Raw genomic sequence first — 26,316 nt, 5'->3', positions numbered from 1 at the left:
GGCTCGGCAGCTGCTACAGGGGAAAGGTCGCCTCACGATTACTGAATTTTAATTCTATTATTTGCATTTAGGGAATATTTATTCCATAACTAGGCATCCTGAAAACAATAATCCAAAGGACCCTGTTATGCGCGAACTCGGAATCGGACTTATCGGCACAGGCTTCATGGGCCGTGCTCACGCCCTGGCCTTTCGCAACGTCAGTGCGGCATTCGAACTGCCCTTCACGCTTCGCCTCGCCGCCCTTGCCGACGCCGATCCTGCTCGCGCACACGTGTGCGCCAATGCCTGGGGCTTCGAGCAGGCTCACACTGACTGGCAGTCGTTGATCGACGATCCCAAAGTCAACCTGATCGCCATCACCACCCCCAACCATCTTCACTACCCGATGGCCATGGCCGCCATCGCCGCCGGAAAACCGGTGTACTGCGAAAAGCCTCTGGCCGTCAGCCTCGAGCAGGCCAATGCCATGCAGCAGGCGGCCAAAGCAGCCGGCGTGGTCACCCGTGTGGGTTACAACTACCAGCACAACCCGATCATCAGTCTGGCTCGCGAGTTGATTTCGAACGGTGAACTCGGCGAGATCATCAGCTTTCAAGGCGAATTCAGCGAAGACTTCATGGCTGACCCGAGTTCGCCCTGGTCGTGGCGCTGTGAAGCCGGGCATGCCGGCGGCGCGCTGGCGGATCTGGGCAGTCACTTGCTGGCCATGGCACGCCATCTGCTCGGCGATGTCGAGGCCGTGTGCGCCGATACCCAGACGGTGCATCGCCAGCGCCCAGCCACGGCGGGTAGCCAGGAACAACGCAGCATTGCCGTCGACGATCAGGCCCACGCCCTGCTGCGCTTCGCCAGCGGCGCTCGTGGCACCTTCAGCAGCAGTTGGCTCAAGCACGGCTACAAGAATCACCTGAGCTTCGAGATCAGCGGCACCCGAGGCACCCTGGCGTTCGATCAGGAACGCTTGAATGAGTTACGCCTGTGCCGCGTCGGCCAGGACGGTTTCCAGCGTATGCTGGCCGGGCCGAACCTGCCCGGCTACGCGGCTTTCAGTCCTGCACCGGGACATCAACTGGGATACAACGAGTTGAAGACGCTGGAAGTGCATGAGCTGATCATGGCCTTGGCCGGGCAAGGCCAGGACGGCACTGATTTCGAGGAGGCCTTTGAAGTGGAACGCTTGGCGGCGGCGATTCGGCTGGCGGCGCGGGAACAGCGCTGGGTCAATATCAGGGAGGTCTGACCGCAGCACCGCTCCTGCTCAGCGCACCAATCGCTGCGCCAACGCCTTGGCCTGACTCGCCACGTCAGTCACCGCCGTGCTCTCCCACCACATCCCGCGCAGGGGCGGTCCCATGGCGAACAAGCGGTTCGACACCTGCCCTTCGGCATCCAGCACTGCGCCACCCGCATCGGCCGCGATGCCCAACGCCAATGGCCCCGGACGAATCAATCCGCGGGCCAACAGCTGCTGCGGTAGCGGCCGGGCGACCCGGCGCCAGTCGTATTCGATGCCGCTGGAGTTGATCAGTGCATCGCCACTCACCACCGTCACTTCAGGCTCCCCACGACGACGAATGCGAATGCCCACCCGCCCCTCTGCCGAGGGGGCCAGACCTTTGAACGAAGCCGCCTGAATCCGCAGCCGGCCTTCCTGGTGCAAACGCGCCACCAATTCGGCGCTCAAGGGTGGTGATCTATGATGGTGGCTTTCCCACCACGGCCGCACATGACGCACGAACTGTCGGCGCTGCACGTCCGTCGCCTGGCTCCACAGCCGCCCGATATGGGCGCGCACGGTGTCCAGCGGCGCCTGCCAGTCGATACCGTCCGCCATCGCTGCACGGCATTGGCGTCGCAGTTCATGCATCAGCTGACGCGGGGTGCGAATGTCAGGATCTTCGGCCAGAAAGTCTGCCCACGCCGGTGGCTGACGCCGCACATGGGGCAGCAAGCCGTGACGGGAAAACACTTCGATTGGCCCGCGATGCCCGGCCTGCTCCAGCGACACCACGGCATCGACCATGGTCAGGCCCGAGCCGATGATCAGCACTGTGCAGTGCGGATCAAGCTGCGTCATTGCCGCCACATCCCAAGGGTCCACGGCAGCGGCGTTCAAGCCGCTGGATTCGGTTTGCGGGGTTCGCGCGGCCGGGAACAAGCCGGTCGCCAACACCGCAAAAGTACCGCGCAACCGCGTGCCGTCGCTCAACGTCAGCAGCGTGGTGTGTTCTTCGATTTGCAGGTCGACCACTTCACCGCGCACATGCTCGACGCTTGAGCCATAGAGCGCGCCGACGGCCTGGGCTTCAGCCAGACGTTGCTGCACATACAGACCGAACATCCCTCGAGGCGGGAACAACTCGGCGACCGGCACCGACTGCTGGTACGACTCGGGCCAACCGCCGTTCGCAATAAATGCCGTCAGCCATTGGGTCAGGTCATCGGCGTTGTCGGGGTCAACACTCATCCGCGCCGCATTACCGTTCAACGTGTGGCCCAACTCAACCGCGCTATAGGCTTCGCCCCGCCCCAACTCAGCACGAGGTTCGATCACCAGCACCTGACGCTTGCCGGGCAAGCGCATCAACTGCGCGGCCAGCAGTGTGCCGCTCAGGCCACCGCCAACAATCAGGATGTCAGCGTTGCGGATAGCGTTTGTTGACTGTCCGCCTGGGGTTTCGCTCATGCGGTTCTCACCGGTCCGTGTTTGCCTGAAATGTATCAGTGACCGCTGCGCAGTCAATCGCCGAAAGGTTCAACCGCTGTTACCCACTCAACCGTTTCAGATCACCACATTACGCACGAATCGCGTCGCCACCGCTCCGTCGTTGCGATAGGCGTGGGGCCGGTTACTGGCGAAGCTGACGAACTCACCCGTCGAAAGGATGCGTTCCTCGTCCCCCAGCACCAGCGTCAGGCTGCCTTCGAAGACATACAGCTGTTCACTCCAGCCATCGGCATCGGGCTCCGAAAGATATTGCTCGCCCGGCTCCAGCCGCCATTCCCAGAGTTCGACTTCTCGGCAGGCATTGGCCTTGGCCAGCAATACCGCTTTACTGCCGGGGATCAAACCGGCCCACGCCAATTCGTTGATGCGACTCGGGTCACGCACCTCGGGGGCCTGGATCAAGTCGCTGAAGGCCGCGTCCAACGCTTCGGCCACCCGATCGAGGGTGGTCAGGCTGACATTCTTCTCACCGGCCTCGATGGCCACCAGCATCCGTCGGCTGACCCCGGATTTTTCCGCCAGCGCGGTCTGGCTCAGCTCTGCGGCATGCCGCAGGCGGCGGACGTTCTGGCTGACGTGTTGGAGGACGGAGGCGCGCTGGCTGATATCTTTGTGCACTATATTGCTCACATGGTGGGTTTGCGCAGTATACTGCCCAACTTCGGGCGCATTGTGCGTCCCCCTCAGGTAGTGCGCAAGGCCATGACGTCGGTGAATACTTCCAAGCCCTCTTCCTTTTTCTCACGGTTCAGCAAAGCTGAATGCGCGCTGGTGCTGATCACTATGATTTGGGGTGGGACGTTCCTGCTGGTGCAGAACGCGATGACAGTCAGCGGGCCGATGTTTTTCGTTGGCCTGCGCTTTGCCGCCGCCGCGAGCATCGTCGCGCTGTTCTCCTGGCGCAGCCTGCGTGAGCTGACCCTGTTCGAACTCAAGGCCGGTGTGTTCATTGGCGTGGCAATCACGCTCGGCTACGGCCTGCAAACCGTCGGCTTGCAGACTATCCTCAGCAGCCAGTCCGCGTTCATCACCGCGCTTTACGTGCCGTTCGTGCCCTTGCTGCAATGGCTGGTTCTGGGACGTCGGCCAGGGTTGATGCCGAGCATTGGCATCATGTTGGCGTTTGCCGGGTTGATGCTGCTCTCCGGCCCGAGCGGGGCGTCGCTGAATTTCAGCCCGGGGGAAATCGCTACGCTGATCAGCACCGTCGCCATCGCCGCCGAAATCATTCTGATCGGCACTTACGCAGGCCGGGTCGATGTGCGGCGGGTCACTGTGGTACAACTGGCGACCACTTCGGTGCTAGCGTTTTTGATGATTGTGCCAACTCAGGAAACGCTTCCCGGTTTCTCCTGGTTGCTGCTGGCCAGCGCGGTGGGCCTGGGCGCCGCCAGCGCGGCGATTCAGGTGGCGATGAACTGGGCGCAGAAAAGCGTTTCACCGACCCGCGCGACACTGATCTATGCCGGCGAACCGGTCTGGGCCGGCATCGCCGGGCGCCTCGCGGGTGAACGGCTGCCGGGGCTGGCGCTGTTCGGCGCGGGGTTGATTGTCGCGGCGGTGATTGTTAGTGAGTTGAAGACCAAGGGTAAGGTTGCTGCGACTGAAGAAGAGTTGGAACAGGAAGCACAAGGTTAAGACGTGAAATCTGCGGCGCTTGAAAAATAGCTATCGCGAGCAGGCTCGCTCCCACATTAGATGTATACCCCTGTGGGAGCGAGCCTGCTCGCGATGGCGTCCGAGCGGTCGAATACAGCCCTTCGAAACAATGTGAATCAGGCCTTTTCAGCCTACCTTGTAGGATCCTGCCACAGCTTGGCAGTTGGTGATCCGGGGCTCGGCACGTATGATCCTTCATAAACTTCCGCAGATTAGAAGCCTATGTCCCTGATAGTTCTACTGCTTCTGCCTTTCATTGGCAGCTGTCTGGCGGCCTTGCTGCCGCACAACGCGCGTAACACTGAATCGATACTGGCTGGTCTGGTCGCTTTGATCGGCACCGTCCAGGTGGCCTTGCTGTATCCGCAAATCGCCCATGGCGGCGTGATTCGCGAAGAATTCTTCTGGCTGCCGAGCCTGGGTTTGAATTTCGTCCTGCGCATGGACGGTTTCGCCTGGCTGTTCTCGATGCTGGTGCTGGGCATCGGCACGCTGGTGTCGCTGTATGCACGCTACTACATGTCGCCGGATGACCCGGTGCCGCGCTTCTTTGCGTTTTTCCTGGCGTTCATGGGCGCCATGCTCGGGCTGGTGATCTCGGGCAACCTGATTCAGATGGTGTTTTTCTGGGAGCTGACCAGCCTCTTCTCGTTCCTGTTGATCGGCTATTGGCACCACCGCGCCGATGCTCGCCGTGGCGCCTACATGGCGCTGATGGTGACCGGTGCCGGCGGTTTGTGCCTGCTGGCGGGGGTGATGCTGCTCGGCCATGTCGTGGGCAGCTATGACCTGGACAAGGTCCTGGCCGCCGGCGATCTGATTCGCGCCCATGCGCTGTACCCCATCCTGCTGCCCCTGATCCTGATCGGTGCTTTGAGCAAAAGCGCCCAATTCCCCTTCCACTTCTGGCTTCCCCACGCCATGGCTGCCCCGACACCGGTCTCGGCGTACCTGCACTCGGCGACCATGGTCAAGGCCGGGGTTTTCCTTTTGGCACGGCTGTGGCCGTCGCTGTCCGGCAGCGAAGAATGGTTCTATATCGTCAGCGGGGCCGGCGCCTGTACGTTGTTGCTCGGCGCGTACTGCGCGATGTTCCAGAATGACCTCAAGGGCCTGCTGGCCTACTCGACCATCAGCCATCTGGGCCTGATCACTCTGCTGTTGGGCCTGAACAGCCCGCTGGCAGCGGTCGCGGCGGTGTTCCATATTCTCAACCACGCGACCTTCAAGGCCTCGCTGTTCATGGCCGCTGGGATCATCGACCACGAAAGCGGCACCCGCGATATCCGCAAGCTCAGCGGCCTGATCAAACTGATTCCGTTCACTGCCACCCTGGCGATGGTCGCCAGCGCCTCCATGGCCGGTGTTCCTTTGCTCAACGGTTTTCTCTCGAAAGAAATGTTCTTCGCCGAAACCGTGTTCATCAATGCTAGCGCCTGGATCGAGACGAGCCTCCCGATCATCGCGACCATCGCCGGCACCTTCAGCGTCGCCTACTCCCTGCGCTTCACGGTGGACGTGTTCTTCGGCCCGACCGCCACCGACCTGCCGCACACCCCGCACGAACCGCCACGCTGGATGCGTGCGCCGGTGGAGTTGCTGGTGTTCACCTGCCTGGTGGTGGGGATGTTTCCGGCTCAGGTGGTCGGTCCATTGCTCGCTGCGGCTGCCCTGCCAGTGGTTGGCGGAACCTTGCCCGAATACAGCCTGGCGATCTGGCACGGCTGGAACGCGCCGATGATCATGAGCCTGATCGCCATGTCCGCCGGTATTGTTGTGTACCTGCTGCTGCGCAACCAGCTCAAACGCGGGCGTTTCAAATACCCGCCGATCATCGGCCGCCTCAACGGCAAGCGCCTGTTCGAACGCAGCCTGGTGGTGATGATGCGTCTGGCCCGGCGTCTTGAGCGGCGGATCAGCACCAGGCGCCTGCAAACCCAGCTGTTCCTGCTGGTGCTGGTGGCGGTGCTGGCCGGTTTGATTCCAATGCTTCACAGCGGCATCAGCTGGGGCGACCGGCCGAAGATCTCGGGTTCGATCGTCTTCGTCACCCTTTGGCTGCTGGCGATTGCCTGCGCGCTGGGCGCCGCCTGGCAAGCCAAGTATCACCGGCTCGCGGCCCTGACCATGGTCAGCGTCTGCGGCATGATGACGTGCATCACCTTCGTCTGGTTCTCGGCGCCGGACCTGGCCCTGACGCAACTGGTGGTCGAAGTGGTGACCACGGTGTTGATCCTGCTTGGCCTGCGCTGGCTACCGAGGCGGATCGAAGAGGTCTCGCCGCTGCCCGGCAGCGTGCCGAAAGCACGGGTTCGCCGTCTGCGCGACTTGCTGCTGTCGAGTGCGGTCGGCATCGGTATGGCGCTGCTCGCCTACGCCATGCTGACCCGCCAGACGCCGAATAATATTTCCTCGTTCTACCTCAGCCGCGCGCTGCCTGAAGGTGGCGGCAGCAACGTGGTGAACGTCATGCTGGTGGACTTCCGGAATTTCGACACCCTCGGTGAAATCACCGTGCTGGTGGCCGTGGCGCTGGCCGTGTTCGCCCTGCTGCGACGCTTCCGTCCACCGAAGGAAAGCATGCAACTGCCGGCACAACAGCGCCTGCTGGCGCCGGACGTGGTCACCGACCTGGTCAACCCGCGTCACGCCAGCGATACCGCGCTGGGCTTCATGATGGTGCCGGCGGTGCTGGTGCGGCTGTTGCTGCCGATTGCAGTGGTGGTGTCGTTCTACCTGTTCATGCGTGGCCACAATCAACCCGGCGGCGGTTTTGTCGCGGGCCTGGTGATGTCGGTAGCGTTCATCCTGCAATACATGGTCGCCGGCACTCAGTGGGTCGAGGCGCAGATGAGTCTGCGGCCGGTGCGCTGGATGGGCACCGGGCTGCTGTTCGCCACGCTCACCGGGCTCGGTGCGATGGTCGCCGGTTATCCGTTCCTGACCACCCACACCTGGCACGTCGAGCTGCCGCTGCTGGGCGACATTCATATCGCCAGTGCGCTGTTCTTCGACATTGGCGTATACGCCGTGGTGGTGGGCTCGACGCTGCTGATCCTGACGGCCCTCGCGCACCAATCGGTGCGTGGTCACAAGCCGAGCAGCCAGCCTAAACCCATTGCCAAGCCAGGAGCTGCCTGATGGAAGAAGTCATCGCAATTGCCATTGGCGTACTGGCGGCCTCCGGGGTCTGGCTGGTGCTGCGTCCACGGACCTTTCAGGTGGTGATGGGCCTGTGCCTGTTGTCTTACGGGGTGAACCTGTTCATCTTCAGCATGGGCAGCCTGTTCATCGGCAAAGAGCCGATCATCAAGGACGGCGTGCCGCAAGACCTGCTGCACTACACCGACCCGCTGCCCCAGGCGCTGGTACTCACCGCCATCGTCATCAGCTTCGCCATGACCGCATTGTTTCTGGTGGTGCTGCTGGCGTCCCGGGGCCTGACCGGCACCGACCATGTCGATGGCCGGGAGCCTAAAGAATGAGCTGGATGCCCCATCTGATTGCTGCACCGATTCTGCTGCCGTTGCTGACGGCGGCCCTGATGCTGATGCTCGGCGAAAAACACCGCCCGCTCAAAGCCCGGATCAACCTGTTCTCCAGCCTGCTGGGGCTGGGCATTTCCGTGCTGTTGCTGCAGTGGACTCAAGCGCAAGGCGTGCCCGGCTCCATCGGCGTGTACCTGCCGGGTAACTGGCAGGCACCGTTCGGTATTGTGCTGGTGGTCGATCGCCTGTCGGCGTTGATGCTGGTGCTGACCGGGATCATCGGCGTCAGCGCTCTGGTGTTCGCCATGGCCCGCTGGGACCGCGCCGGCGCAAGCTTCCACGCGTTGTTCCAGATTCAACTGATGGGCCTCTACGGGGCCTTCCTGACCGCCGACCTGTTCAACCTCTTCGTGTTTTTCGAAGTCCTGTTGGCGGCGTCTTATGGTTTGATGCTGCACGGTTCAGGTCGCGCCCGGGTATCGTCGGGCCTGCATTACATTTCGATCAACCTGCTGGCCTCGTCGCTGTTCCTGATTGGCGCGGCGCTGATCTATGGTGTCACCGGCACCCTGAACATGGCCGACCTGGCACTGAAAATCCCGTTGGTGCCGGAAGCCGATCGCGGCTTGCTGCATGCCGGCGCGGCGATTCTGGCCGTGGCGTTCCTGGCCAAGGCCGGAATGTGGCCGCTGAACTTCTGGCTGGCACCGGCCTACTCCTCGGCCAGCGCGCCGGTGGCGGCGATGTTCGCAATCATGACCAAGGTCGGGGTCTACACCTTACTGCGCCTGTGGACCCTGCTGTTCTCTGGCCAGGCCGGCGCTTCGGCGTATTTTGGCGGCGACTGGCTGACCTACGGTGGCATGGCGACGATTGTCTGCGCCGCGCTGGCGATCCTGGCCACGCAGCGGCTGGAACGCATGGCCAGCCTGAGCATTCTGGTGTCGGCAGGCATCCTGCTGTCAGCCATCAGTTTCGCCCAGCCGAACCTGATGGGTGCCGCACTGTTTTATATGGTCAGCTCGACCCTGGCGCTGAGCGCGCTGTTCCTGCTGGCAGAACTGATCGAACGCTCGCGCACGGCCATCGAGATGCCGCTGGACGATGAAATCGAAGCGCTGCCAAGACCGCTGGAATCCACCCAGCCAACCAAGGGCATCAACCTCGACGACGACCAGAAAGCCGTAGTCGGTCAGGTGATTCCCTGGACCATGGCGTTCCTTGGCTTGAGCTTCATTGCCTGCGCGCTGCTGATCATTGGCATGCCGCCGCTTTCCGGGTTTATCGGCAAGCTCAGCCTACTCAATGCCCTGCTCAATCCGCTGGGCCTCGGTGCCTCGGGTGAGCAGCCGATATCGAACGCGGCGTGGAGCCTGCTGGCGCTGTTGATTCTGTCCGGGCTGGCCTCCTTGATCGCCTTCTCGCGCTTGGGCATCCAGCGCTTCTGGACGCCGGCAGAGCGCCCATCACCGGTGCTGCGACGGCTGGAATGCGTACCGATTTTTGCCCTGTTGGCCTTGAGCATTGTGCTGACCTTCAAGGCCGAACCGCTGATGCGCTACACCCAGGCGGCCGCCGACACCTTGAACAACCCGCAGCAATACGTGATGGCGGTACTCGGCACCCGCGCCGTACCGAGCCCCGAAGCCAAGGCTGCGATGCAGGAGGTGCAACCATGAAGCGTCTGTTCCCCGCCCCTTGGCTGTCGTTGGCACTTTGGGTGCTGTGGCTGGTGCTGAACCTGTCCATCAGCCCCGGCAACCTGCTGCTCGGCGCTATATTGGGTTTCTGCGCGCCGTTGATGATGCGCAAGCTGCGACCGCTGCCGATCCGTATTCGTCGACCCGGCGTGATCCTGCGCCTGTTCTTCCGGGTCGGGTATGACGTGCTGGCATCCAACCTCGTGGTCGCCTGGGGCGTGTTGAACGCCGGTCGGCGGCCACCACGTTCGCAATTCATCAAAGTGCCGCTGGACTTGCGTGACGCCAACGGCCTCGCGGCGCTGTCGATGATCGCTACAGTGACTCCCGGCACGGTCTGGTCGGAACTGGCGCTGGATCGCAGCATTCTGCTGCTGCATGTGTTCGATCTGGATGACGAAGCGCAATTCATCCAGTACTTCAAGGCGACTTATGAGCGCCCCTTGATGGAGATCTTCGAATGAGCGCCCTGCTCTCGAACGCGGTACTGTTCAGCCTGTTCATGTTCTCGCTGGCAATGCTGCTGACGCTGATCCGCCTGTTCAAAGGCCCGTCGGCACAGGACCGGGTTCTGGCGCTGGATTACCTGTATATCCTCGCCATGCTGATGATGCTCGTGCTGGGGATCCGCTATGCCAGTGATACCTACTTTGAAGCGGCGCTGCTAATCGCGCTGTTCGGCTTCGTCGGCTCATTTGCCCTGGCGAAATTCCTGCTGCGTGGCGAGGTGATCGAATGAATGAGCTTGGCCAATTGTCTCTGTGGGTCGAGATCCCGGTGGCGATCCTGCTGGTGGTCAGCAGTCTGTTCGCGTTGATTGGCGCCATCGGCTTGCTGCGTTTGAAGGACTACTTCCGGCGCATGCACCCGCCGGCCCTGGCGTCTACACTGGGTGCCTGGTGCGTGGCGCTGGCGTCGATCGTCTATTTCTCGGCACTCACATCCAGCCCGGTGTTGCATGCCTGGCTGATCCCGATACTGCTGTCGATCACCATGCCGGTGACCACCCTGCTGCTGGCACGCGCTGCGTTGTTCCGCAAGCGCATGGCCGGGGATGATGTGCCGGCCGAGGTCAGCAGTCGGCGGACTGAAACTGGCCGTTGATTGCAAAGGGTTGTGGTGAATGGGAAGGCCTCTTCGCGAGCAAGCTCGCTCCCAGACTGGATCCCGGTGTACACAAGTGTTGTGTTCACTGAAGATCTAACGCGAAGGCGATAGCCCAGTCGCCTCAAGTCCACGCAACTGCCAACAACCCCGCCCCCAGCACCACGCACAACGGTGAATAGGCCCAGGTGTCGAGGCGCGCAAACTTCGACCCGGCCTGCTCCTTGAAAAAGCCGACAAGGTTTGAATCACCGATCGCACGGGCAAACATCAATAAGGCAATCGCACTGATCAGCCATTGCAGCGACCAGTGCCCGACTGCCGGCACAAACAGGCCGACCCGCAGGCTCACCATCAAGGCTATCAGCAACAACCCTAGCGCCACCGCCAGGGTTGCCAGGGTAGAAGGCTTGAAGGCCGGGCGCAGCCCTTCGCCCGCGCCATCTTGTACCTGCGGCACCACCGCGTCACTCGCCCACTGGCCACCGAGCGCCCAGTACAGATGGATCAGGCTGATCAGCACAAACGCGGCGACAATCCATTGAGCGAGCACAAACGTCATAAGCGGGGTTCCTTGAGTCGATAGCAGAAACCACAGCCTAGACCAGAGTTTTTGTCCGCGCTTTGTTCCACGGCAATGTTGAAGTCACACCTCATGAGGTTCGCCCGAACTATCGACTGGCTGCGCTACAGACTGGCAGACACCTTGCCTGCCACCTCCGCAGGCAGCCATGCCCGCCAGACCTCCGGATGCGCCTTCATAAAGGCTTCGGCAGCCTGGCGCGGCGGCGTGTGGCTTTCGCTCATTTCGGCCAGGGCCTTGTTCAACGGTCCGATAGGCAGATCGACCTTGCGGAAAAATTCCGTCAACTGCGGATACTGTTTCTGAAAAGGCGCGGACACCCCAATCGACAGTTTGGAGGCCAATGAGCGTGTCGGTTTCGGATTGGGATTATCGGCCTCGGTCAGGGTCTTCCAGGCCTCGGCATCGAACGGCGGTTCTTCCAGCTGAATCAGCTTGAAGCGTCCGAGCAACGGAGTTGGCGACCAGTAATAAAACAGCACCGGCTTGCCACGGCGAATGGACGAAGTGATTTCTGCGTCCAGCGCCGCGCCAGAACCGCTGCGAAAATTCACGTAACTGTCCGTCAGGCCATAGGCCTTGAGCTTCTGTTTGTTGACCACTTCCGAGGTCCAGCCGATCGGGCTGTTGAGAAAGCGGCCTTTACCCGGGCTTTCCGGATCGCTGAAGACATCCTTGTAACGCGGCAGGTCCGACACGCTGCGCAAGTCCGGCGCCAGGGGCTTGATGCCTTTGGCCGGATCGCCCTTGATCACGTACTCCGGCACCCACCAGCCTTCGGTTGCGCCTTTGACCGTATCGCCGAGGCTTGCCACTTTGCCTTCCGCCTCGGCCTTGACCCAGACCGGACTACGGCCGGCCCACTCTTCGCCAATGACTTGAATGTCATTGTTGGCCAGCGCGGTTTCCAGGGTGATCGTCGTCCCCGGCAAGGTATCGGTCGGCAGGCCGTAGCCCTTCTCGACAATGATCCGCAAAATGTCGGTGATCAGGCTGCCGCTTTCCCAGTTCAGGTCGGCGAAGTGGATCGGGGCCGGAGCGGCCGTAACGGCCACGGGCGATGCCAGCAGACCCATAGTGGTCAGCGCACTGGCCAGCAACAGTCGAAACCCTTTCATGCTTTGCACCTCGTGCTGTTCACAGCAATGGCAGAACGGCTTTGCGCACAAAGGCCGCGCACCCGCGAATACTTCAGTCAACTGACTGTAGTAGAGGTTTCTGCATTCGAGGTCCAACGATCAATTTTCAGAAGAGTCCTGCAAGCGCTGCAACTCCCTTCGCACCATGCTGGCGTACTCGGCCGGACGCAAGGTATAGATCTGTGATGCCACCCAGCCTAGCCAGGCGCCCTGCAGAACAGCCTTCCGAGCGAACAGGCTCTGGGCTAGCACGCGAGCACTTTCGAGGTTCTGCTCATGGAAGTCAGCCCGGGACAGGCTCATTTACTCGCTGGCCTTGAACGTCGTGAGTTCGCCTTTGCGCCATTTGGCGGCTTTACCGGTCACTGCTTTCAAGGTTTTGGTCAGGCCTTCCTGTAACTGCTCGTGAGCGGCAAACACCGTCACCACGCTATGCCCTTCCTTGAACAGAATCGCCTGACCGTCTGCCGTGGTCACGAACGCGTAATCACCGAGGCCGTAGACCGTCAGTTTGATCTCGCGAAACTTGATATCGAATTTGCCACCTTCGCGACTCGGCAATACCGCCGCGCGAAAATGATCGCCCACTTTGAGTTCCAGACGCGGTTTGTCATCCACCACCAGCGCCGACTCGGTATCGATCTCGGCGATGTAAATACCTTCAGCGGTCTGCTCGGTGATGTAAACGAAACGTGATTGAAACTGTTTAACCAGCTTTGCGCGCAGATCACCCAGCACGAACAAAGCATGCATATCGAGATTACTTACTGCCAAGGAAACATCCCCACATCTGAAAATGACGCTACCCGCAGAAAAAACAGGCAGCAAAAAACGCCCCTACCGAAAATGTCGCAACAATGACCCAAGCTGAAACCGTGAAGTAAGCAGAAAGCTCCTTCATCGAAGGGCAGGAGAAGACTACTGGAACGCTACTCTCGCCGTCTTCTCTGGCGGTCGTCAGATGTTGAAGGAAATCGCCCTTCTGACGGCCAGAGAATACTGGACTATCAACTTTAGGGAGAAAACTCTTTAAAAAAAGCACTTTTCTGACATATCGCCAGAAAAAAATTGCTTTAGATGAGCACGAACCTCCACCAGTGGGGGCAATTCTAGAGCAGCCAGGCGCTTCTAGACTACCTAAAGCGATGTGAAACCGTCGGCAAACCATAGAAAAGGAATTCATATGAACACACTGATCCGCCCTGCCCAGGGCACCAACACCCGCACCTATGGCCCGCACGCCTTGCGTTGCGCGACTTCCTGTCAAACTGATGTGGACCTGGAGCACTGTCCTCGGCTGCGTTACCAAGTGGTTCTGGCGGGTAACCGTTTTTTCCATATCAAAGAAACTGCAACTGGCCGTGTAAGAGGTTTCCGTGGTGACCACAACGAAGCCTGCGCCCTCGCAAGAAATCTCGAAGCCAGCCTCTGACACACCGTACTGCGTTTGCCGGCGCAGTCGTTTCGTCACACCAATGACTTAACTGCGCCACCAGCCAGCAACAACTGCCATACTGCCCGACCATTGAAACGCAGCCCCTTCGGCGAGCTGCGTTGAAAACAACAGAATAATTTCCAGGGGAAGGCGCACGTGACGGAATTTGATATCGGCGAGTTTTTTATTTGGGGCGAAGCCAGAGAAGTCGACGGCGAATTTCAGGCTGTCATTGTCATGCGCACCAAACCGCCGCAGACCACTGTGACTTACCACCAGGTCGAGAAAGACCGCTGGTTCAAGACTTCGGACGTCGCCGCAGCCGCGGCCCGGGAATCGGCCAAAGCGCTGAAGCTTGCTGTTGATGAAGGCGCGTTGAAAGCGTGATCGACAGGTCGAGACTTCAGCAGATTCATTAGCGAAAACGATTTAATGCAGGCTGTCGGGCTTTTCGGCGCTCAGTTGCGCCAGCCAGGCAGCCTTGCACTCCTCGGCTTCATCGCGACTGGAGAACGCAGTGCCACGTTGCTCGCCATTGAGCAAGACGATCCAGCACACGCTTTGCCCCATCGCCCGCAATCCGGCAGGCACCCCACTGCCAATCATCACCGCAACATCGACTTTGCTTTGCATGAGAGTACCTCGGAAATTTTCATTAGCTTCCTAACAATATAGGAATGTTAATGAGTCCCGCCCTCTGGAAATAGCCGCTGGCTTGCACAATTTCCTTGCATAACCGGTAACAATCATTTGATCCCGGGAACAGCCTTAACGTCGACGTGCACGTCACCGAGTTTAGGGCAAGCAAATGCAAAGATCGCAGCCTGCAGCAGCTTCTACGAGTATATGCAATACCGCGTAGGAGCTGCCGCAGGCTGCGATCCTTTAACGACAGCCAATGATTAATTGGCTGTCACACAGCATCAGGCCTGACGCTGGTGCTTGTCGATTTGTTCGTGACGCTCTTGAGCTTCGATGCAGTACTTGGTGGTCGGGCTGATCAGCAGGCGTTTCAGGCCGATCGGCTCGCCGCTGTCGTCGCACCAGCCGAAGGTGTCGTCGCCGATACGCTCCAGCGCTCTTTCCAGCTGAGGCAGCATGCGCTGATCACGATCAATAGCGTTAACCAGCCAGGTGCGCTCTTCTTCGACCGAAGCCGCATCAGCCGGGTCCGCCGGGGTATCCAGGCTTTCAATGGCGATTCGGTTCTGTTCGATGCGCTCGTGGGTTTCCACTTTCATGGCTTGCAACAGCTCGGTGAAAAAAGCCTGTTGCTCGGCATTCATGTAGTCATCCGCCGGCATGGCCAGCAACTTTTCCTTTGTCATTGATTTCTCTATAAAAAATACGTGCATTAAGGCGAATCAGGGAGCTTTCCGGTCGACCTGCAAGGCCTCGGAAAGGCGCCATACATTCCAAGCGCCACCTGGCACTCAATTTACGAGGGGCGGCAGTCTAAGGCCGACTTGCAGCCTCAGCAACTGAAAAGACAGGGAATTTGTCCGACAAAGCCCTGAAATTGCTCTACGGCAAGCTTTGAGGCGTTTATCGGAGTGCGTTTATAGCAAGAAATTCAATCGAGCGGCTGTATATAGAAGACAAACGGCTACGCCACGCAGGCAAGCGTGGCGTAATTCACCACAAAAAGTGCCGTTAGAACACGGTTTCGACCTTTATCCCGCCGATCACCGCCGAATCGACTTCACGAACACCACCAGGGTAGCGAACGTATTGCAGGTTCGGCCGCACCGTCAGCCAATTGGTGACATGAAAGCCGTAATACACCTCGGAACTGTATTCGCTGTGCTGCAGCGGGATACTCGCCGGGTCGTTGTAGTCGGTCGCACCATTGACCTGATTCTGCAGTTCGGCACGCTCACGGTAGTCGCTGTTGGTGTGAACCCGCGCGACACCAAAACCGATGGCATCCTTGGGCCGTGAATCGAACGGTCCGGTGTAAACCATCCCCGCCTGAATAAAGTTGTCGACCTGGTTGGTGTCCTTGTCGTGCAGCGTCAGGTTGGCGAACAGCGACAGACCTCGGCTGGCATCGCCGTTATGGCTGGTAATCTGTTGCTGAGCCACCAGCCAGTAACCGGACTTGCTGGTGTGCGACTTGAACGCATCGCCGGTCAGCGGTTGCGGCTGGCCGTTGACGTCCTTGAGCACATCATTGGCGCTCGCGGTGCTGTAGTAGTAACCGACCCGGTATTCGCCCGGCAGCCCCTGGACTTTCGGCGACCAGACCAGTTCCACCGGGAAAATCGTGCCCTTGGTGCCGCTGCCATCGAGCTTGAAGCCGTTGCCGACTTCCAGGTTCGAGGGGTTCTGGTTGTAGGCACCGACCTGCACGAACACTTCAGGATTGAGGCTGTATTTGACCCGTCCGGCCAATTGGCTGACGGGCCAGTTGTACCAGATACCGCCAGCCCAGTTACCGACCTGGGAGCCACAGAAGGTCAGACTCTGGAAGTCGCACGGGAAGCTGTTGAAGTCTTCACCGGGACCAAAGCGACCGACCTTGATGTCCAGCGCACCGTCGTCGAGAAAGCCCTTGCTCAACCACAACTGGGTCAGACGCCAGGTCTGACCACGGCCGTAGACTTCCTGGGACGAGGTGTAGCCGCCCACGCGCGGATCAGTGATGCGGTCGTTGGTCAGGCTGCGACCGTCGCGTTCGGTGATCGCCATTTTGAAGGTGGCGTGCTCGATGCCCATGGCCTTTTGCAGATCGACCTTGAGCCCGAACACGAACTGCTCGGTCCAGCGCGCCGTCTTGTCGTCGTTGTAGCCGCCCTTGAGGTTGCTGGCGAATTCACCGCCGTGCTCCAGTTGAATGTCGTAGCCCTTTTCCAGCCAGTCGGTGCGCAGACCGCCCCAATCGCCGGTCAGCCATTTCGAATCGGCGGAGAACGCATCCGCTGCCAGACTCTGTCCGGCGCCGCCCATGGCCGCGAGCAGCAGGCACGGGGAAAGGTACAACGTTGATTTTCTTACGCCCATGGCAAAGCTCACCTTCATTATTGTTGTTAAGGTTTTTTCAGTGCGAGATGTGGGTATTGCGAAGCGAGAGCCAGAACAGGCCCTCGCAGGTGACGATCACTATCAGCGCTTGAGTTTGCGCTTGTTGCGGTATTGGTCGATGACCACCGCGACCACGATGATCAGGCCTTTGATGATGTCCTGAATGTAGGCATCGACGCCGACGAAGGTGAAGCCGCTGGCCATCACTCCGAGGATCAGCGCACCGATCACGGTGCCGCTGATACGCCCCACGCCACCCGCCAGGCTGGTACCACCGATCACCGCGGCGGCAATCGCGTCCAGTTCATATGACATGCCCATCCCGGCCTGCCCCGTTGCGGCACGGGCCGACGCCACCACGCCCGCCAATCCCGCCAGCAACCCGGCGATGCTGTAGACAATCACCAGATGACGTTTGACGTTGATCCCGGACGTACGCGCCGCCTGCATGTTGCCGCCAATGGCGTAGGTGTATTTACCGTACTTGGTGTAGCGCAGCGCGACGTGGAAGATCACCGCCACCACCAGGAAAATGATCACCGGCATCGCGCCGTGACCGATGGCCGTGTAGGAATCCGAGAGCATGCTCACCGGCTGGCCCTCGGTGTAGAAACGCGCCAGGCCACGAGCCGAGACCATCATGCCCAAGGTGGCAATGAACGGTGGAATCCCGGTAACGGCAATGATGCTGCCATTGATTGCCCCCGCCAGCAGTCCGACGCCGAGCCCGGCAATCACTGGAATCCACACCGGCAAGTCGGTCAGCGACGGAAACACCGCCCGGGCAAAATCCGAGGTCTGCGCCAGGCTGGCGGCGATCATTGCCGATAAAGCCAGCACCGAGCCTGACGACAGGTCGATGCCGGTGGTGATGATCACCTGGGTTACGCCAATCGCCAGCAGGCCGATGATCGACACTTGCAGGATCATCAATACCAGCCGCTGGGAGTTCATCAAAAAACTCTGGTCCCGCACGATCCAGCCGAACACTTCAAAGACCAGACCAATGCCGATCAGCACCAGAAAGATGCTCAACTCGGTCGGAAGGCGCCGGCGACTCTTGACCGGTGTCGTTGCAGGCTTGTTTTCCAGTATCGCGTTCATAACCACTCACCCTTCAAATGAAATCCGGCATCGAATACATACCTGTGGCGAGGGAGCTTGCTCCCGTTCGAGTGCGTAGCGCTCGCCAGATCTACGGTATATCCGAGACATTGGGGCCGCTCCGCGGCCCAGCGGGAGCAAGCTCCCTCGCCACAGATACGGCGTTCACCCTTGACTTAATGGCGTAGAGACATGCCCGAGGCCAGTTGCATGACCCGCTCCTGGGTTGCCTCGCTGCGGTCGAGCGTGCCCATCAGGTCGCCCTCGTGCATGACCATCACCCGGTCGCTCATGCCAAGCACTTCCGGCAGCTCCGAAGAAATCAAGATCACCGCCATGCCTTCGCTGGCGAGGCAGGAAATCAGCCGGTAGATCTCGGCTTTGGCGCCGACATCAATGCCGCGGGTTGGCTCGTCGAGAATCAGGATTCGCGGGTTGGTCATCAACCAACGGGCGAGCAAGGCTTTTTGCTGGTTACCACCGGACAAGGTGTCGATGCACTGCTCCAGCGACGGGGTTTTCACCCGCAGCTTCTTGCACATGTCTTCGCACAAGGCGCGCAAGGCTTTCTGCTGGATGAAGCCGTTGCCGACGTAATGCGGCAGCACCGCCATTTCCATGTTCTCCAGTACCGACAGGCACGGGAACAGGCCGCTGAGCTTGCGATCCTCGGTGAGCAACGCAAAGCCCTTCTCGATGGCCATGTGCGGGTCGCTGATGCGCACCGGTTGGCCGTCGAGACGGATTTCACCGCCATCGCTTGGGGTGACGCCGAAAATCGCTTCGGCGACATTGGTCCGGCCCGAGCCCATCAATCCGGCGACGCCAAGGATCTCGCCGGCGTGCAGGTCGAAGGAAACACCCTGGAAGACGCCGTCCAGGCGCAGGTCGCGTACTGACATCAACAGCTCGCCAATCGGCTTCTCGCGCACCGGGAACAACTGGCTCAGCTCACGTCCGACCATCATCGAGATCAGGCTGTCGCCGTCCATGCTGTCGGCCCGTTGCAGGCCGATGTAGGTACCGTCACGGAACACCGCGACTTCGTCGGCGATGCTGAACACCTCGTTCATTTTGTGGGTGATGTAGATGATGCCCTTACCCTGGGCCTTGAGGTCGGCAATGATCGAGAACAGATGGGCGACCTCCTTGTCGGTGATCGCCGACGTCGGTTCGTCCATGATCAGGATGTCCGAGTCGTAGGACACCGCTTTGGCGATCTCGACCATCTGCCGCTCGGCGATGCTCAGGTTGCCGACCTGTTCTTCCGGGTCGAGGTTGATCCGCAACCGTTCCAGCAATTGCGCGGTGCAGCGGTGCATTTCCCGGTGATCGATCATGTGGAAACCGTTGAGCTGCTCGCGACCGATCCAGATGTTCTCGGCGATGCTCATGTGCGGCATCAGGTTGAGTTCCTGGTGGATCATCGCAATCCCGGCCTGCAAGGCTGCCAGCGGCGTATCGAACGTCACCGGTTTACCGCGCAGACGCAGCTCACCGGCGTCCGGCTGGTAGATGCCGGCGATGATTTTCATCAAGGTGGATTTGCCGGCACCGTTCTCGCCCATCAAGGCCAGCACCGAACCCGGACGCACTCGCAGCTGGACATCGGACAGGGCCACCACACCCGGAAAACCCTTGCTGACGTTGATGATCTCCAGCAGGTACGGCTCATCGACAGGTACGGCGTTTGGCTGGACACCCACCAACGGGATGCTCGAAGCAGTCGCTGAAGCGAACATGATCAGGTACTCCATCAGCAAGGTTGGCAGTGCCACCTTGCGTGCTTATTGTTGTTATTGAACGGACTGACTATTTGAACTGGTCAACGTTTTCCGGGGTGATCAGGCGATACGGCACCCACACCGCCTGCTCGACCGACTCGTTCTTGGCCATCTTCACCGCCGCGTCGATGGAGCCGACGGCCTGGCCCTTGGCGTCCTGGAACACCGAGACCGCCAGATCGCCTTTCTTCACGGCGCGCAGGCCGTCGGGGGTGCCGTCGACACCGGCGATCAACACACTGCCCTTTTCCACCCCGGCCTGTTTCAAGGCCATGGCGGCGCCGATGGCCATCTCGTCGTTGTTGGAGACAATGGCGTCAAATTTTCGGCCCTGGGTCAGCCAGTCGTTGACCAGGGTCATGCCTTTGTCGCGCAACCAGGTACCGGTCTGCTCTTGGTCGATCTTGATGCCCGGGTACTTGGCCAACACCTCTTTGACGCCTTTGGTGCGGTTGGTGGTGGAGTTGTTGGCGAGGTCGCCCAGCAGAATCACGATTTCACCCTTGCCATGCATTTTTTCGGCGAGGTACTGCATCTGCATCTGGCCGGCTTCCAGGTCATTGGAGGCCACGGTAATCACGCCCTTGGGCAGGTTCAGGTCATCCGGGCGGCGGTTGACGTAGACCAGCGGAATCCCGGCCTTGACCGCCGCTTCGGTGATTTTTTTGGTCGCTGCGGTATCCACCGGATTAACCACGATGGCGTCGACTTTCTGGCTGATGAAGCTTTCGACCTGACTCAGTTGCTTGACCACGTCGCTGCGGGCGTCTTCGAACTGCAGTTTGACGCCATCGGGCATGGACTTGGCTTGCTTGTCCATGGATTCGCGCAGGTACGTCAGCCAGGTGTCATCGAATTGCGACATGCTCACGCCAATCTTCAGGTCAGCGAAGGCAGCGCCGCTGGCAAGCATCAGGGACAGGGCAAGTGAGGCGAAACGGATCTTGGTCTTCATGAAAAGTCTTTCTCCACATTCTTGTTGGTTTTATGGATAAGGCGCAGGACGAATTCAGTGAGTGGGCAAGCGAACGATCGGCGCGCCGGGAATGCAGCACACCAGGGCCCCCCTGCGTTCGACACAGAGGAATCGGGACAAGGAAAGGAAACTGGCGCGAAGCAGCGCGGAGGGTGAGACTCGCAGAGCAGAGCTGAAGGTTTTCATCGACGGTACCTATCGTTGTTTCTTGTTTTTGTTTCGCCCTCCCCGCACTCAAGGCTGGCTTGAGGTCGATCGGGACGTTGATAGTCGGCAACCTGGAAATGACTTTATTGGAATTTAATTTCCATATCAACTCATTTTAGAATTTTATTCTGTTTTTATCCCATGGCCGCACGCAGGCTTCATTTCAAGCACCTGACGGCGTTCGGAACTCAGCCGTGCGGCGTCTAGAACGCGGGTGGTCGCCAGTGCATCACGGGCCTCGACCGGCAGTGGGCCAGCGCTTTGCAACGCGGTTTGTAGCTGTAAATAGAACTGATTCCAGCAGCCGCGCTCAGACGGAATCCGCTCACGCTCCTCACCGCGTTCGAACCAGCCCCAACGCCGATGCTCTTCAACACCCCAGCGATCACCTTCGGATGTTGGCGTTCGCCCGGCCAGCGCCAAGGCCTCTTGCCCGTCCAGGCCATCGACGCTGTAAGTCCCTTCCGTGCCGTTTACTCGAAAGCGCGGCGCGGGATTGTTTTGCAGGCAACTGCCGCGCAAGTGCGAGATCACACCATTGACATGGGTCAGCGAGAGGAAAAAGCCGTTGTCGAAAAGCTGGTCTTGATTGAGGTAATCCAGTTCGGCGTAGACCCGGGTCACCGGTCCGAACAGTTGCAGCGCCTGGTCCACCAGATGACTGCCCAGATCACGCAGGAATCCGCCTCCGCTGCCCTTGCCCACGGACTGCGGTGAATAGCGTTCCACGCTGGATTCAAAGCGCGTGACCTCGCCCAATGCACCGGAGTCGATGAGTTTGCGTACCGTGAGAAAATCCGAATCCCAACGCCGGTTTTGATAGACGCTCAGCGCGACCTTGCGCTGCTCGGCAGCCACCACCAGCGCCTCGGCTTGCTGCGCATCGGCGGCGAAGGGTTTGTCGCAGACCACGGCCACCCCGTGTTCGATGGCTTCAAGCACCAACGCTGCTCGCCCCTCCAGCGTAGTGGAGATCACCAGCACATCGACCCCCGCTTCCACCAACTGGCCAATGCTGTCGAAGGCCGGAACACCCGGGTACTCAGCCGCTAACAGTTGCCGGCGCTCAGGTGAACGCGTCACCACACCAACGAAGGTGGCCGCCGGCAAGCTGCTGATCAGCGGCGCATGGAAAAACCGACCGCCATGGCCGTAACCGACAAGTCCGATTCGCATGAAGCTCTCCTTGTAAATAGTCGCCGGTTGGCGAAGCCCTTGTGGGAGCGAGCCTGCTCGCGATGGGATCAACGCGCTGCCTCTGATAAACCTCATCGACTGCATCGCGAGCAGGCTCGCTCCCACAGGTTCGGCGTTCAGCGGCACAGTTCGCGGGTCACGCGCTCCAGCATCATCCGGTTGGACTCGTCCGGGCGATCTTCCCAGGCGAATACCGAGACCGTGGCGATACCGTCGAACTTGATCTCGCGCAGGGTGCTGAAGAACGCTTCCCAGTCGACCTCGCCCTGACCAATGTCGAGGTGCTGGTGCACGGTGGCCGTAACACCGGGCGGGTTGACGATGTAGCGCAAACCCGACGAGGCCTTGTGGTTGTAAGTGTCGGCGATGATCAGGTGGCTGAGCTTGGAGCCTGCGTACTTGAGCATCGAAGCGATGTCACCTTTACCGTCGTCATAGAAGAAAGTGTGCGGCGCCGCATAAAGGTAATTGATCCAGTCGCGATCCAGCCCGCGAATGATGTCGACCGACTCGTTATTGCGCTCGCAGAAATCATAGGGGTGCGCCTGGATATCGAGCTTGATGCCTTCGCGCTCGAATTCGGGAATCAGCTCATCCATGGACCGCATGAACTGGTTTTCGCAGACCAGCGGGTTGTCCAACTGGCCGGTGAACTCGGTGTTGACCAGTTCGCAGTCCATTTCCACGGCGATCTGGATCGCGCGCTTCCAGTTACGCACCGCCGCCACCCGCAGACCTTCATCGGCGGCGGCCCAGTGGTACATCGGCAGCAAGGACGAGAGCTGCACCCCGGTGTCGCTCAGGGCTTTGCGAAACTCCTTGATCCGCGCCTTGTCGACGCGCGGGGCCTTGTAGAACGGCAGGAAATCTTCCCGGGGCGAAAGTTCGATGTGCTCATAACCAAGCTCGGCGACCTTGTCGACCATCTTGCCCAGGGACAGGTTGCGGTACATGTAGGGGTCTAGTGCGATGCGCATGACTTTGTTCTCCTAAACCAAGGCCTAAGCCTTGCCTCCTTGTGGGAGCGAGCCTGCTCGCGATGACGGCAGCACATCCAACATCTATGTGACTGTCCGATCGCAATCGCGAGCAGGCTCGCTCCCACAAGTAATTGGGGTTAGCCGTAGAAGTGTGGGCGGTCTGGTAGGCCGACTTTTACGATCTGGCCGCTCTGCTGCGCTTCGATGCAGGCATCCGCCGCCACCGCCGCCGCAAAACCGTCCCACGCCGACGGCCCGCCGACCTGCCCGGCGCGCACCCCATCGATGAACGCCTGCAACTCAACGTCATAGGCAGCGATGAAGCGGTCCTTCCAGTCCATCAGAATCGCGTTGGACAGCTTGGCCCCGCTGCGCATCTGCACCTGTGACGGCTCGGGCAACTTGGCGATGCCGGTCTCGCCGACCACTTCGCACTGAATGTCATAGCCGTACTGACAGTTAACGAAGACTTCAACGTCAATGCGCGTGCCCTTGACGGTTTCCAGCAACACGATTTGCGGGTCTTTCAGGTGGGCGTGGGCTTTGCTGGTCTTGCGCGGGAACACCACTTGCACCGAGACGTAGTCATCGGCGAGCAGCCAGCGCAACACGTCCAGCTCATGGATCAGCGTGTCGGTAATCGCCATGTCGGTCTTGTAGTTTTCGCCCACGGTCGGGTTGCGGTGGGCGCAATGCAGCATCAGCGGCTCACCGATCTGGCCGCTGTCGATCACCGCTTTCAACGCTTGATAACCCTGGTCGTAAGGACGCATGAAACCGACCTGCACCAGCCGTTTGCCGTGGGCCACTTCGGCCTCGACGATCCTGCGGCAACCTTCGGCGGTGACTGCCAACGGCTTCTCGCAGAACACCGGTTTGCCCGCCGCAATTGCCGCCAGCACAAACTCTTCATGGCTTGGCCCCCAGGAGGTGACCAAAATCGCTTCAACCTCCGGCGCCTTGATCAGCGCATGACCGTCCGGGTACACCTCGGCGGTCAGTTTCAGGTCGGCAACCACTTTGGCTGCCTGCTGCAAATTGATGTCGGTGACCGCCACCACCTGGCTGTTGAGCAGAGTCTGACTGCAACGACGGATGTGATCCTGACCGATGGCACCGGTGCCGATGACGCCCAGCTTCAAGGAATGAGAGAGCAAAGACATGTGAAGACTCCTGTTGTGAGGACAGAGCAATCAGTACTGACGGGCCTTGGCCAGTCGTTCATTAAGGGTTTTGGCGACCGCGTCGGTGCGGGCGCTGGTGGAGACTTGCGCTACACCCACCCGCCACCAGGACAGGTATTTGTGGATCATGGTCTTGGGCAGTACCTTGATGTCGATCAGCGTCGACACTGTCTGCAGCCGCGCATCGGCCAAGGCTGCTTGCAGCTGCTCGACAGTGCTCACCTTGTAGGTCTTGCAACCGTAAGCCGCCGCGCTCATGGCGAAGTCCACCGGGACAAAACCGCCATCGAGCTTGCAGGTGGAAGGGTTGCGGAAGCGGAACTCGGTGCCGAAGCTGTCCATGCCGTGTTCCATCTGCAAGTTGTTGATGCAGCCGAAAGTCATGTTGTCGAGCAGGATCACGTTGATCTTGCGCCGCTCCTGGATCGAGGTCGCTAGCTCCGAGTGCAGCATCATGTAAGAGCCATCGCCCACCAGCGCATAGACCTCACGCGCAGGTTCGGCAAGTTTCACCCCCAGCGCCGCATTGACCTCGTAGCCCATGCAGGAATAACCGTACTCGACGTGGTAGGTGTTCACGCCTTTGCTGCGCCAGCTGCGTTGCAAGTCGCCGGGCAAACTGCCGGCAGCGGCAACGATCACCGCGTCGTCAGCAAGGGTTGCGTTCAACACGCCGAGCACACGGCTTTGGGTCAGGCAGGAGCCGGTCAGCTCGATGAATTCGCGCAGTACCGCCGGGTCCATGTGGTCGTTGATTTCCGGGACGAAGTCCTGGGTCTGGTACTCGACCTGGTAAACCCGATCGACCTCTTCATCCAGTTGTGCCTTGGCCAGACTTGGTTGCTCGCCCCAGCTGGAGCGGTAATCGGCCAGCGCTTCGGACAATGCCTGCAAGCCGGATCGGGCGTCGGCCAGCAACTGCACGCCATCGAGTTTCAGTGCATCGCAGGGGCTGATGTTCAGGTTGAGGAACTGCACTTGTGGGTGCTGGAACAGCCATTTCGACGACGTGGTGAAGTCCGAGTAGCGGGTGCCGATGCCAATGATCAGATCGGCTTCCTTGGCCAGCAGGTTCGCCGCCAGGCAACCGGTTTCGCCAATCCCGCCAACGTTCAGAGGATGGTTTGAAACCACTGCACTCTTGCCGGCCTGGGTCTCGGCGAAAGGAATGTCGAAACGTTCGGCAAATGCCTGCAACGCCGCATTCGCTCCCGAATACTTGACCCCGCCACCGCAGATGATCAACGGCTTGCGCTTGCCTTTGAGCAACGCCACGGCGTCGCCGAGCATGGCTTCAGTCGCCGGGCGACGGTCGATGCGGTGCACGCGTTTTTGCAGGAAGTAATCAGGGTAATCGTAGGCTTCGGCCTGTACATCCTGCGGCAGGGCCAGCGTCACCGCGCCGGTTTCTGCCGGATCGGTGAGCACGCGCATGGCGTGGATCGCGGCGCTCATCAGTTGTTCGGGACGGTTGATGCGGTCCCAGTATTTGCTCACCGCTTTGAAAGCATCGTTGGTGCTGATGCTCAGGTCGTGGAACTGCTCGATCTGTTGCAGCACCGGGTCCGGTTGCCGACTGGCGTAGACGTCGCCGGGCAACAGCAACAAGGGAATGCGGTTGGCGGTGGCGGTCGCGGCGGCGGTCAGCATATTCGCCGCACCGGGGCCGACCGATGAGCTGCAGGCGTAGATCTTGCGCCGCAGATTCTGTTTCGCAAAACCGATGGCGGCGTGGGCCATGCCTTGCTCGTTACGGCCCTGATGGACGATCAGGTCGCCGCTGTCCTGCTCCAGCGCCTGGCCGAGGCCGAGCACATTGCCGTGGCCGAAAATGGTGAAGATCCCGGCGACGAATTTGCTTTGAACCCCATCGACCTCGACGTACTGGTTATCGAGGAATTTCACCAGGGCCTGGGCCATGGTCAGTCGTGTTGTGGTCATGTGCGCACCTTGTAAATTCAAATCCAGAGGCCGCAAGGAGATCCAGTGTGGGGGGGGGGGGGGGGGGGGGGGGGGGGGGG

At 60.2% G+C, this 26,316-nt stretch carries 26 protein-coding genes; 10 read left to right on the top strand and 16 right to left on the bottom strand.

Going from position 1 to position 26,316, the window contains the following annotated elements; translation table 11 throughout:
* Positions 1 to 127 precede the first annotated feature (127 nt).
* On the top strand, positions 128 to 1,243 hold the full coding sequence (locus NTD87_RS06365; RefSeq protein WP_262112675.1) for a Gfo/Idh/MocA family protein: 1,116 nt from the start codon (positions 128 to 130) through the stop codon (positions 1,241 to 1,243).
* An 18-nt stretch (positions 1,244 to 1,261) separates the two neighbouring features.
* Here NTD87_RS06365 and NTD87_RS06360 read toward each other — a convergent pair whose 3' ends face one another.
* Positions 1,262 to 2,689, bottom strand: coding sequence for an FAD/NAD(P)-binding protein (locus tag NTD87_RS06360; RefSeq protein WP_262112674.1), 1,428 nt, complete (start codon positions 2,687 to 2,689; stop codon positions 1,262 to 1,264).
* Between the two features lie 96 nt (positions 2,690 to 2,785).
* Positions 2,786 to 3,349 (bottom strand): helix-turn-helix domain-containing protein, encoded by a 564-nt coding sequence (locus tag NTD87_RS06355; RefSeq protein WP_262112673.1) that lies wholly within the window; start codon positions 3,347 to 3,349, stop codon positions 2,786 to 2,788.
* Between NTD87_RS06355 and NTD87_RS06350 the strand changes: the two genes are divergently transcribed.
* The 7 genes from NTD87_RS06350 to NTD87_RS06320 all read left to right on the top strand — a co-directional run bounded on the left by NTD87_RS06350 (position 3,344) and on the right by NTD87_RS06320 (position 10,682).
* On the top strand, positions 3,344 to 4,369 hold the full coding sequence (locus NTD87_RS06350; RefSeq protein ID WP_262112672.1) for a DMT family transporter: 1,026 nt from the start codon (positions 3,344 to 3,346) through the stop codon (positions 4,367 to 4,369). The two genes, NTD87_RS06355 and NTD87_RS06350, sit on opposite strands and share 6 nt — an antisense overlap.
* 243 nt (positions 4,370 to 4,612) lie before the next feature.
* Positions 4,613 to 7,531 (top strand): monovalent cation/H+ antiporter subunit A, encoded by a 2,919-nt coding sequence (locus NTD87_RS06345; protein WP_262112671.1) that lies wholly within the window; start codon positions 4,613 to 4,615, stop codon positions 7,529 to 7,531.
* Positions 7,531 to 7,875 (top strand): Na+/H+ antiporter subunit C, encoded by a 345-nt coding sequence (locus tag NTD87_RS06340; protein WP_003202835.1) that lies wholly within the window; start codon positions 7,531 to 7,533, stop codon positions 7,873 to 7,875. Before NTD87_RS06345 ends, NTD87_RS06340 begins: the two co-directional genes overlap by 1 nt.
* Positions 7,872 to 9,557, top strand: a complete 1,686-nt coding sequence (locus tag NTD87_RS06335) for a monovalent cation/H+ antiporter subunit D (RefSeq protein WP_262112670.1) — start codon at positions 7,872 to 7,874, stop codon at positions 9,555 to 9,557. The genes NTD87_RS06340 and NTD87_RS06335 overlap by 4 nt, the downstream gene beginning before the upstream one ends.
* Positions 9,554 to 10,042, top strand: a complete 489-nt coding sequence (locus NTD87_RS06330) for a Na+/H+ antiporter subunit E (RefSeq protein ID WP_262112669.1) — start codon at positions 9,554 to 9,556, stop codon at positions 10,040 to 10,042. The genes NTD87_RS06335 and NTD87_RS06330 overlap by 4 nt, the downstream gene beginning before the upstream one ends.
* Positions 10,039 to 10,317 carry a K+/H+ antiporter subunit F gene (locus tag NTD87_RS06325; RefSeq protein ID WP_123425382.1) on the top strand — a complete coding sequence of 93 codons (279 nt, stop codon included), beginning with the start codon at positions 10,039 to 10,041 and terminating at the stop codon, positions 10,315 to 10,317. Before NTD87_RS06330 ends, NTD87_RS06325 begins: the two co-directional genes overlap by 4 nt.
* The gene (locus NTD87_RS06320; protein WP_262112666.1) at positions 10,314 to 10,682 is read left to right on the top strand and encodes a Na+/H+ antiporter subunit G; all 369 of its coding nucleotides are present in this window, start codon (positions 10,314 to 10,316) and stop codon (positions 10,680 to 10,682) included. Before NTD87_RS06325 ends, NTD87_RS06320 begins: the two co-directional genes overlap by 4 nt.
* A 124-nt stretch (positions 10,683 to 10,806) precedes the next feature.
* On the opposite strand, the gene NTD87_RS06315 is transcribed toward NTD87_RS06320, so the two are convergent.
* The 4 genes from NTD87_RS06315 to NTD87_RS06300 all read right to left on the bottom strand — a co-directional run bounded on the left by NTD87_RS06315 (position 10,807) and on the right by NTD87_RS06300 (position 13,157).
* Entirely contained in the window at positions 10,807 to 11,244 is a 438-nt protein-coding gene (locus NTD87_RS06315; protein WP_262112664.1) for a DUF3995 domain-containing protein, read from the bottom strand.
* Between the two features lie 125 nt (positions 11,245 to 11,369).
* Complete coding sequence (locus NTD87_RS06310; protein ID WP_262112663.1) at positions 11,370 to 12,383, bottom strand: ABC transporter substrate-binding protein; 1,014 nt, start codon at positions 12,381 to 12,383, stop codon at positions 11,370 to 11,372.
* A 120-nt stretch (positions 12,384 to 12,503) separates the two neighbouring features.
* Positions 12,504 to 12,707 (bottom strand): hypothetical protein, encoded by a 204-nt coding sequence (locus NTD87_RS06305; RefSeq protein ID WP_262112661.1) that lies wholly within the window; start codon positions 12,705 to 12,707, stop codon positions 12,504 to 12,506.
* Positions 12,708 to 13,157 (bottom strand): hypothetical protein, encoded by a 450-nt coding sequence (locus NTD87_RS06300; RefSeq protein WP_262112722.1) that lies wholly within the window; start codon positions 13,155 to 13,157, stop codon positions 12,708 to 12,710.
* A gap of 430 nt (positions 13,158 to 13,587) precedes the next feature.
* Here NTD87_RS06300 and NTD87_RS06295 point away from each other — a divergent pair, with 430 nt between their 5' ends.
* A complete protein-coding gene (locus NTD87_RS06295) occupies positions 13,588 to 13,836 on the top strand; it encodes a hypothetical protein (protein WP_262112660.1) in 249 nt (82 codons plus the stop codon).
* Between the two features lie 159 nt (positions 13,837 to 13,995).
* Positions 13,996 to 14,226, top strand: coding sequence for a hypothetical protein (locus NTD87_RS06290; protein WP_262112659.1), 231 nt, complete (start codon positions 13,996 to 13,998; stop codon positions 14,224 to 14,226).
* A 42-nt stretch (positions 14,227 to 14,268) separates the two neighbouring features.
* On the opposite strand, the gene NTD87_RS06285 is transcribed toward NTD87_RS06290, so the two are convergent.
* From NTD87_RS06285 to iolD, 10 genes are all read right to left on the bottom strand, one after another.
* The gene (locus NTD87_RS06285; protein ID WP_262112658.1) at positions 14,269 to 14,472 is read right to left on the bottom strand and encodes a hypothetical protein; all 204 of its coding nucleotides are present in this window, start codon (positions 14,470 to 14,472) and stop codon (positions 14,269 to 14,271) included.
* A gap of 290 nt (positions 14,473 to 14,762) precedes the next feature.
* Positions 14,763 to 15,167, bottom strand: a complete 405-nt coding sequence (locus NTD87_RS06280) for a TraR/DksA family transcriptional regulator (protein ID WP_019691009.1) — start codon at positions 15,165 to 15,167, stop codon at positions 14,763 to 14,765.
* 325 nt (positions 15,168 to 15,492) lie between these two features.
* Positions 15,493 to 16,842: a carbohydrate porin gene (locus NTD87_RS06275; protein WP_315975283.1), complete on the bottom strand. Its 1,350-nt coding sequence runs from the start codon at positions 16,840 to 16,842 to the stop codon at positions 15,493 to 15,495.
* 102 nt (positions 16,843 to 16,944) lie between these two features.
* The gene (locus tag NTD87_RS06270) at positions 16,945 to 17,967 is read right to left on the bottom strand and encodes an ABC transporter permease (RefSeq protein ID WP_262112656.1); all 1,023 of its coding nucleotides are present in this window, start codon (positions 17,965 to 17,967) and stop codon (positions 16,945 to 16,947) included.
* Between the two features lie 176 nt (positions 17,968 to 18,143).
* Positions 18,144 to 19,709: a sugar ABC transporter ATP-binding protein gene (locus NTD87_RS06265; RefSeq protein ID WP_262112655.1), complete on the bottom strand. Its 1,566-nt coding sequence runs from the start codon at positions 19,707 to 19,709 to the stop codon at positions 18,144 to 18,146.
* 70 nt (positions 19,710 to 19,779) lie between these two features.
* Positions 19,780 to 20,706: a sugar ABC transporter substrate-binding protein gene (locus NTD87_RS06260; RefSeq protein ID WP_262112654.1), complete on the bottom strand. Its 927-nt coding sequence runs from the start codon at positions 20,704 to 20,706 to the stop codon at positions 19,780 to 19,782.
* 351 nt (positions 20,707 to 21,057) lie between these two features.
* Positions 21,058 to 22,110 carry a Gfo/Idh/MocA family protein gene (locus NTD87_RS06255; RefSeq protein WP_262112653.1) on the bottom strand — a complete coding sequence of 351 codons (1,053 nt, stop codon included), beginning with the start codon at positions 22,108 to 22,110 and terminating at the stop codon, positions 21,058 to 21,060.
* 137 nt (positions 22,111 to 22,247) lie between these two features.
* Positions 22,248 to 23,108: a sugar phosphate isomerase/epimerase family protein gene (locus tag NTD87_RS06250; RefSeq protein ID WP_262112652.1), complete on the bottom strand. Its 861-nt coding sequence runs from the start codon at positions 23,106 to 23,108 to the stop codon at positions 22,248 to 22,250.
* 140 nt (positions 23,109 to 23,248) lie between these two features.
* On the bottom strand, positions 23,249 to 24,274 hold the full coding sequence (locus NTD87_RS06245; RefSeq protein WP_262112651.1) for a Gfo/Idh/MocA family protein: 1,026 nt from the start codon (positions 24,272 to 24,274) through the stop codon (positions 23,249 to 23,251).
* Between the two features lie 30 nt (positions 24,275 to 24,304).
* On the bottom strand, positions 24,305 to 26,236 hold the full coding sequence (gene iolD / locus NTD87_RS06240) for a 3D-(3,5/4)-trihydroxycyclohexane-1,2-dione acylhydrolase (decyclizing) (RefSeq protein ID WP_262112650.1): 1,932 nt from the start codon (positions 26,234 to 26,236) through the stop codon (positions 24,305 to 24,307).
* Positions 26,237 to 26,316 lie beyond the last annotated feature (80 nt).

This window comes from Pseudomonas sp. 6D_7.1_Bac1, from assembly GCF_025465945.1.
In the GTDB taxonomy this organism is placed as follows: Bacteria; Pseudomonadota; Gammaproteobacteria; order Pseudomonadales; family Pseudomonadaceae; genus Aquipseudomonas.
The sequence above is the reverse complement of the archived record's forward strand: the minus strand, read 5'-3'. Positions and strand labels throughout refer to the sequence as shown.

Coding starts and splice junctions, on each gene's coding strand:
- NTD87_RS06365 (WP_262112675.1), top strand. CDS start 128: ATGCGCGAACTCGGAATCGGACTTATCGGCACAGGCTTCATGGGCCGT.
- NTD87_RS06360 (WP_262112674.1), bottom strand. CDS start 2,689: ATGAGCGAAACCCCAGGCGGACAGTCAACAAACGCTATCCGCAACGCT.
- NTD87_RS06345 (WP_262112671.1), top strand. CDS start 4,613: ATGTCCCTGATAGTTCTACTGCTTCTGCCTTTCATTGGCAGCTGTCTG.
- NTD87_RS06340 (WP_003202835.1), top strand. CDS start 7,531: ATGGAAGAAGTCATCGCAATTGCCATTGGCGTACTGGCGGCCTCCGGG.
- NTD87_RS06335 (WP_262112670.1), top strand. CDS start 7,872: ATGAGCTGGATGCCCCATCTGATTGCTGCACCGATTCTGCTGCCGTTG.
- NTD87_RS06330 (WP_262112669.1), top strand. CDS start 9,554: ATGAAGCGTCTGTTCCCCGCCCCTTGGCTGTCGTTGGCACTTTGGGTG.
- NTD87_RS06325 (WP_123425382.1), top strand. CDS start 10,039: ATGAGCGCCCTGCTCTCGAACGCGGTACTGTTCAGCCTGTTCATGTTC.
- NTD87_RS06320 (WP_262112666.1), top strand. CDS start 10,314: ATGAATGAGCTTGGCCAATTGTCTCTGTGGGTCGAGATCCCGGTGGCG.
- NTD87_RS06315 (WP_262112664.1), bottom strand. CDS start 11,244: ATGACGTTTGTGCTCGCTCAATGGATTGTCGCCGCGTTTGTGCTGATC.
- NTD87_RS06310 (WP_262112663.1), bottom strand. CDS start 12,383: ATGAAAGGGTTTCGACTGTTGCTGGCCAGTGCGCTGACCACTATGGGT.
- NTD87_RS06305 (WP_262112661.1), bottom strand. CDS start 12,707: ATGAGCCTGTCCCGGGCTGACTTCCATGAGCAGAACCTCGAAAGTGCT.
- NTD87_RS06300 (WP_262112722.1), bottom strand. CDS start 13,157: ATGCATGCTTTGTTCGTGCTGGGTGATCTGCGCGCAAAGCTGGTTAAA.
- NTD87_RS06295 (WP_262112660.1), top strand. CDS start 13,588: ATGAACACACTGATCCGCCCTGCCCAGGGCACCAACACCCGCACCTAT.
- NTD87_RS06285 (WP_262112658.1), bottom strand. CDS start 14,472: ATGCAAAGCAAAGTCGATGTTGCGGTGATGATTGGCAGTGGGGTGCCT.
- NTD87_RS06280 (WP_019691009.1), bottom strand. CDS start 15,167: ATGACAAAGGAAAAGTTGCTGGCCATGCCGGCGGATGACTACATGAAT.
- NTD87_RS06275 (WP_315975283.1), bottom strand. CDS start 16,842: ATGGGCGTAAGAAAATCAACGTTGTACCTTTCCCCGTGCCTGCTGCTC.
- NTD87_RS06270 (WP_262112656.1), bottom strand. CDS start 17,967: ATGAACGCGATACTGGAAAACAAGCCTGCAACGACACCGGTCAAGAGT.
- NTD87_RS06265 (WP_262112655.1), bottom strand. CDS start 19,709: ATGTTCGCTTCAGCGACTGCTTCGAGCATCCCGTTGGTGGGTGTCCAG.
- NTD87_RS06260 (WP_262112654.1), bottom strand. CDS start 20,706: ATGAAGACCAAGATCCGTTTCGCCTCACTTGCCCTGTCCCTGATGCTT.
- NTD87_RS06255 (WP_262112653.1), bottom strand. CDS start 22,110: ATGCGAATCGGACTTGTCGGTTACGGCCATGGCGGTCGGTTTTTCCAT.
- NTD87_RS06250 (WP_262112652.1), bottom strand. CDS start 23,108: ATGCGCATCGCACTAGACCCCTACATGTACCGCAACCTGTCCCTGGGC.
- NTD87_RS06245 (WP_262112651.1), bottom strand. CDS start 24,274: ATGTCTTTGCTCTCTCATTCCTTGAAGCTGGGCGTCATCGGCACCGGT.
- iolD (WP_262112650.1), bottom strand. CDS start 26,236: ATGACCACAACACGACTGACCATGGCCCAGGCCCTGGTGAAATTCCTC.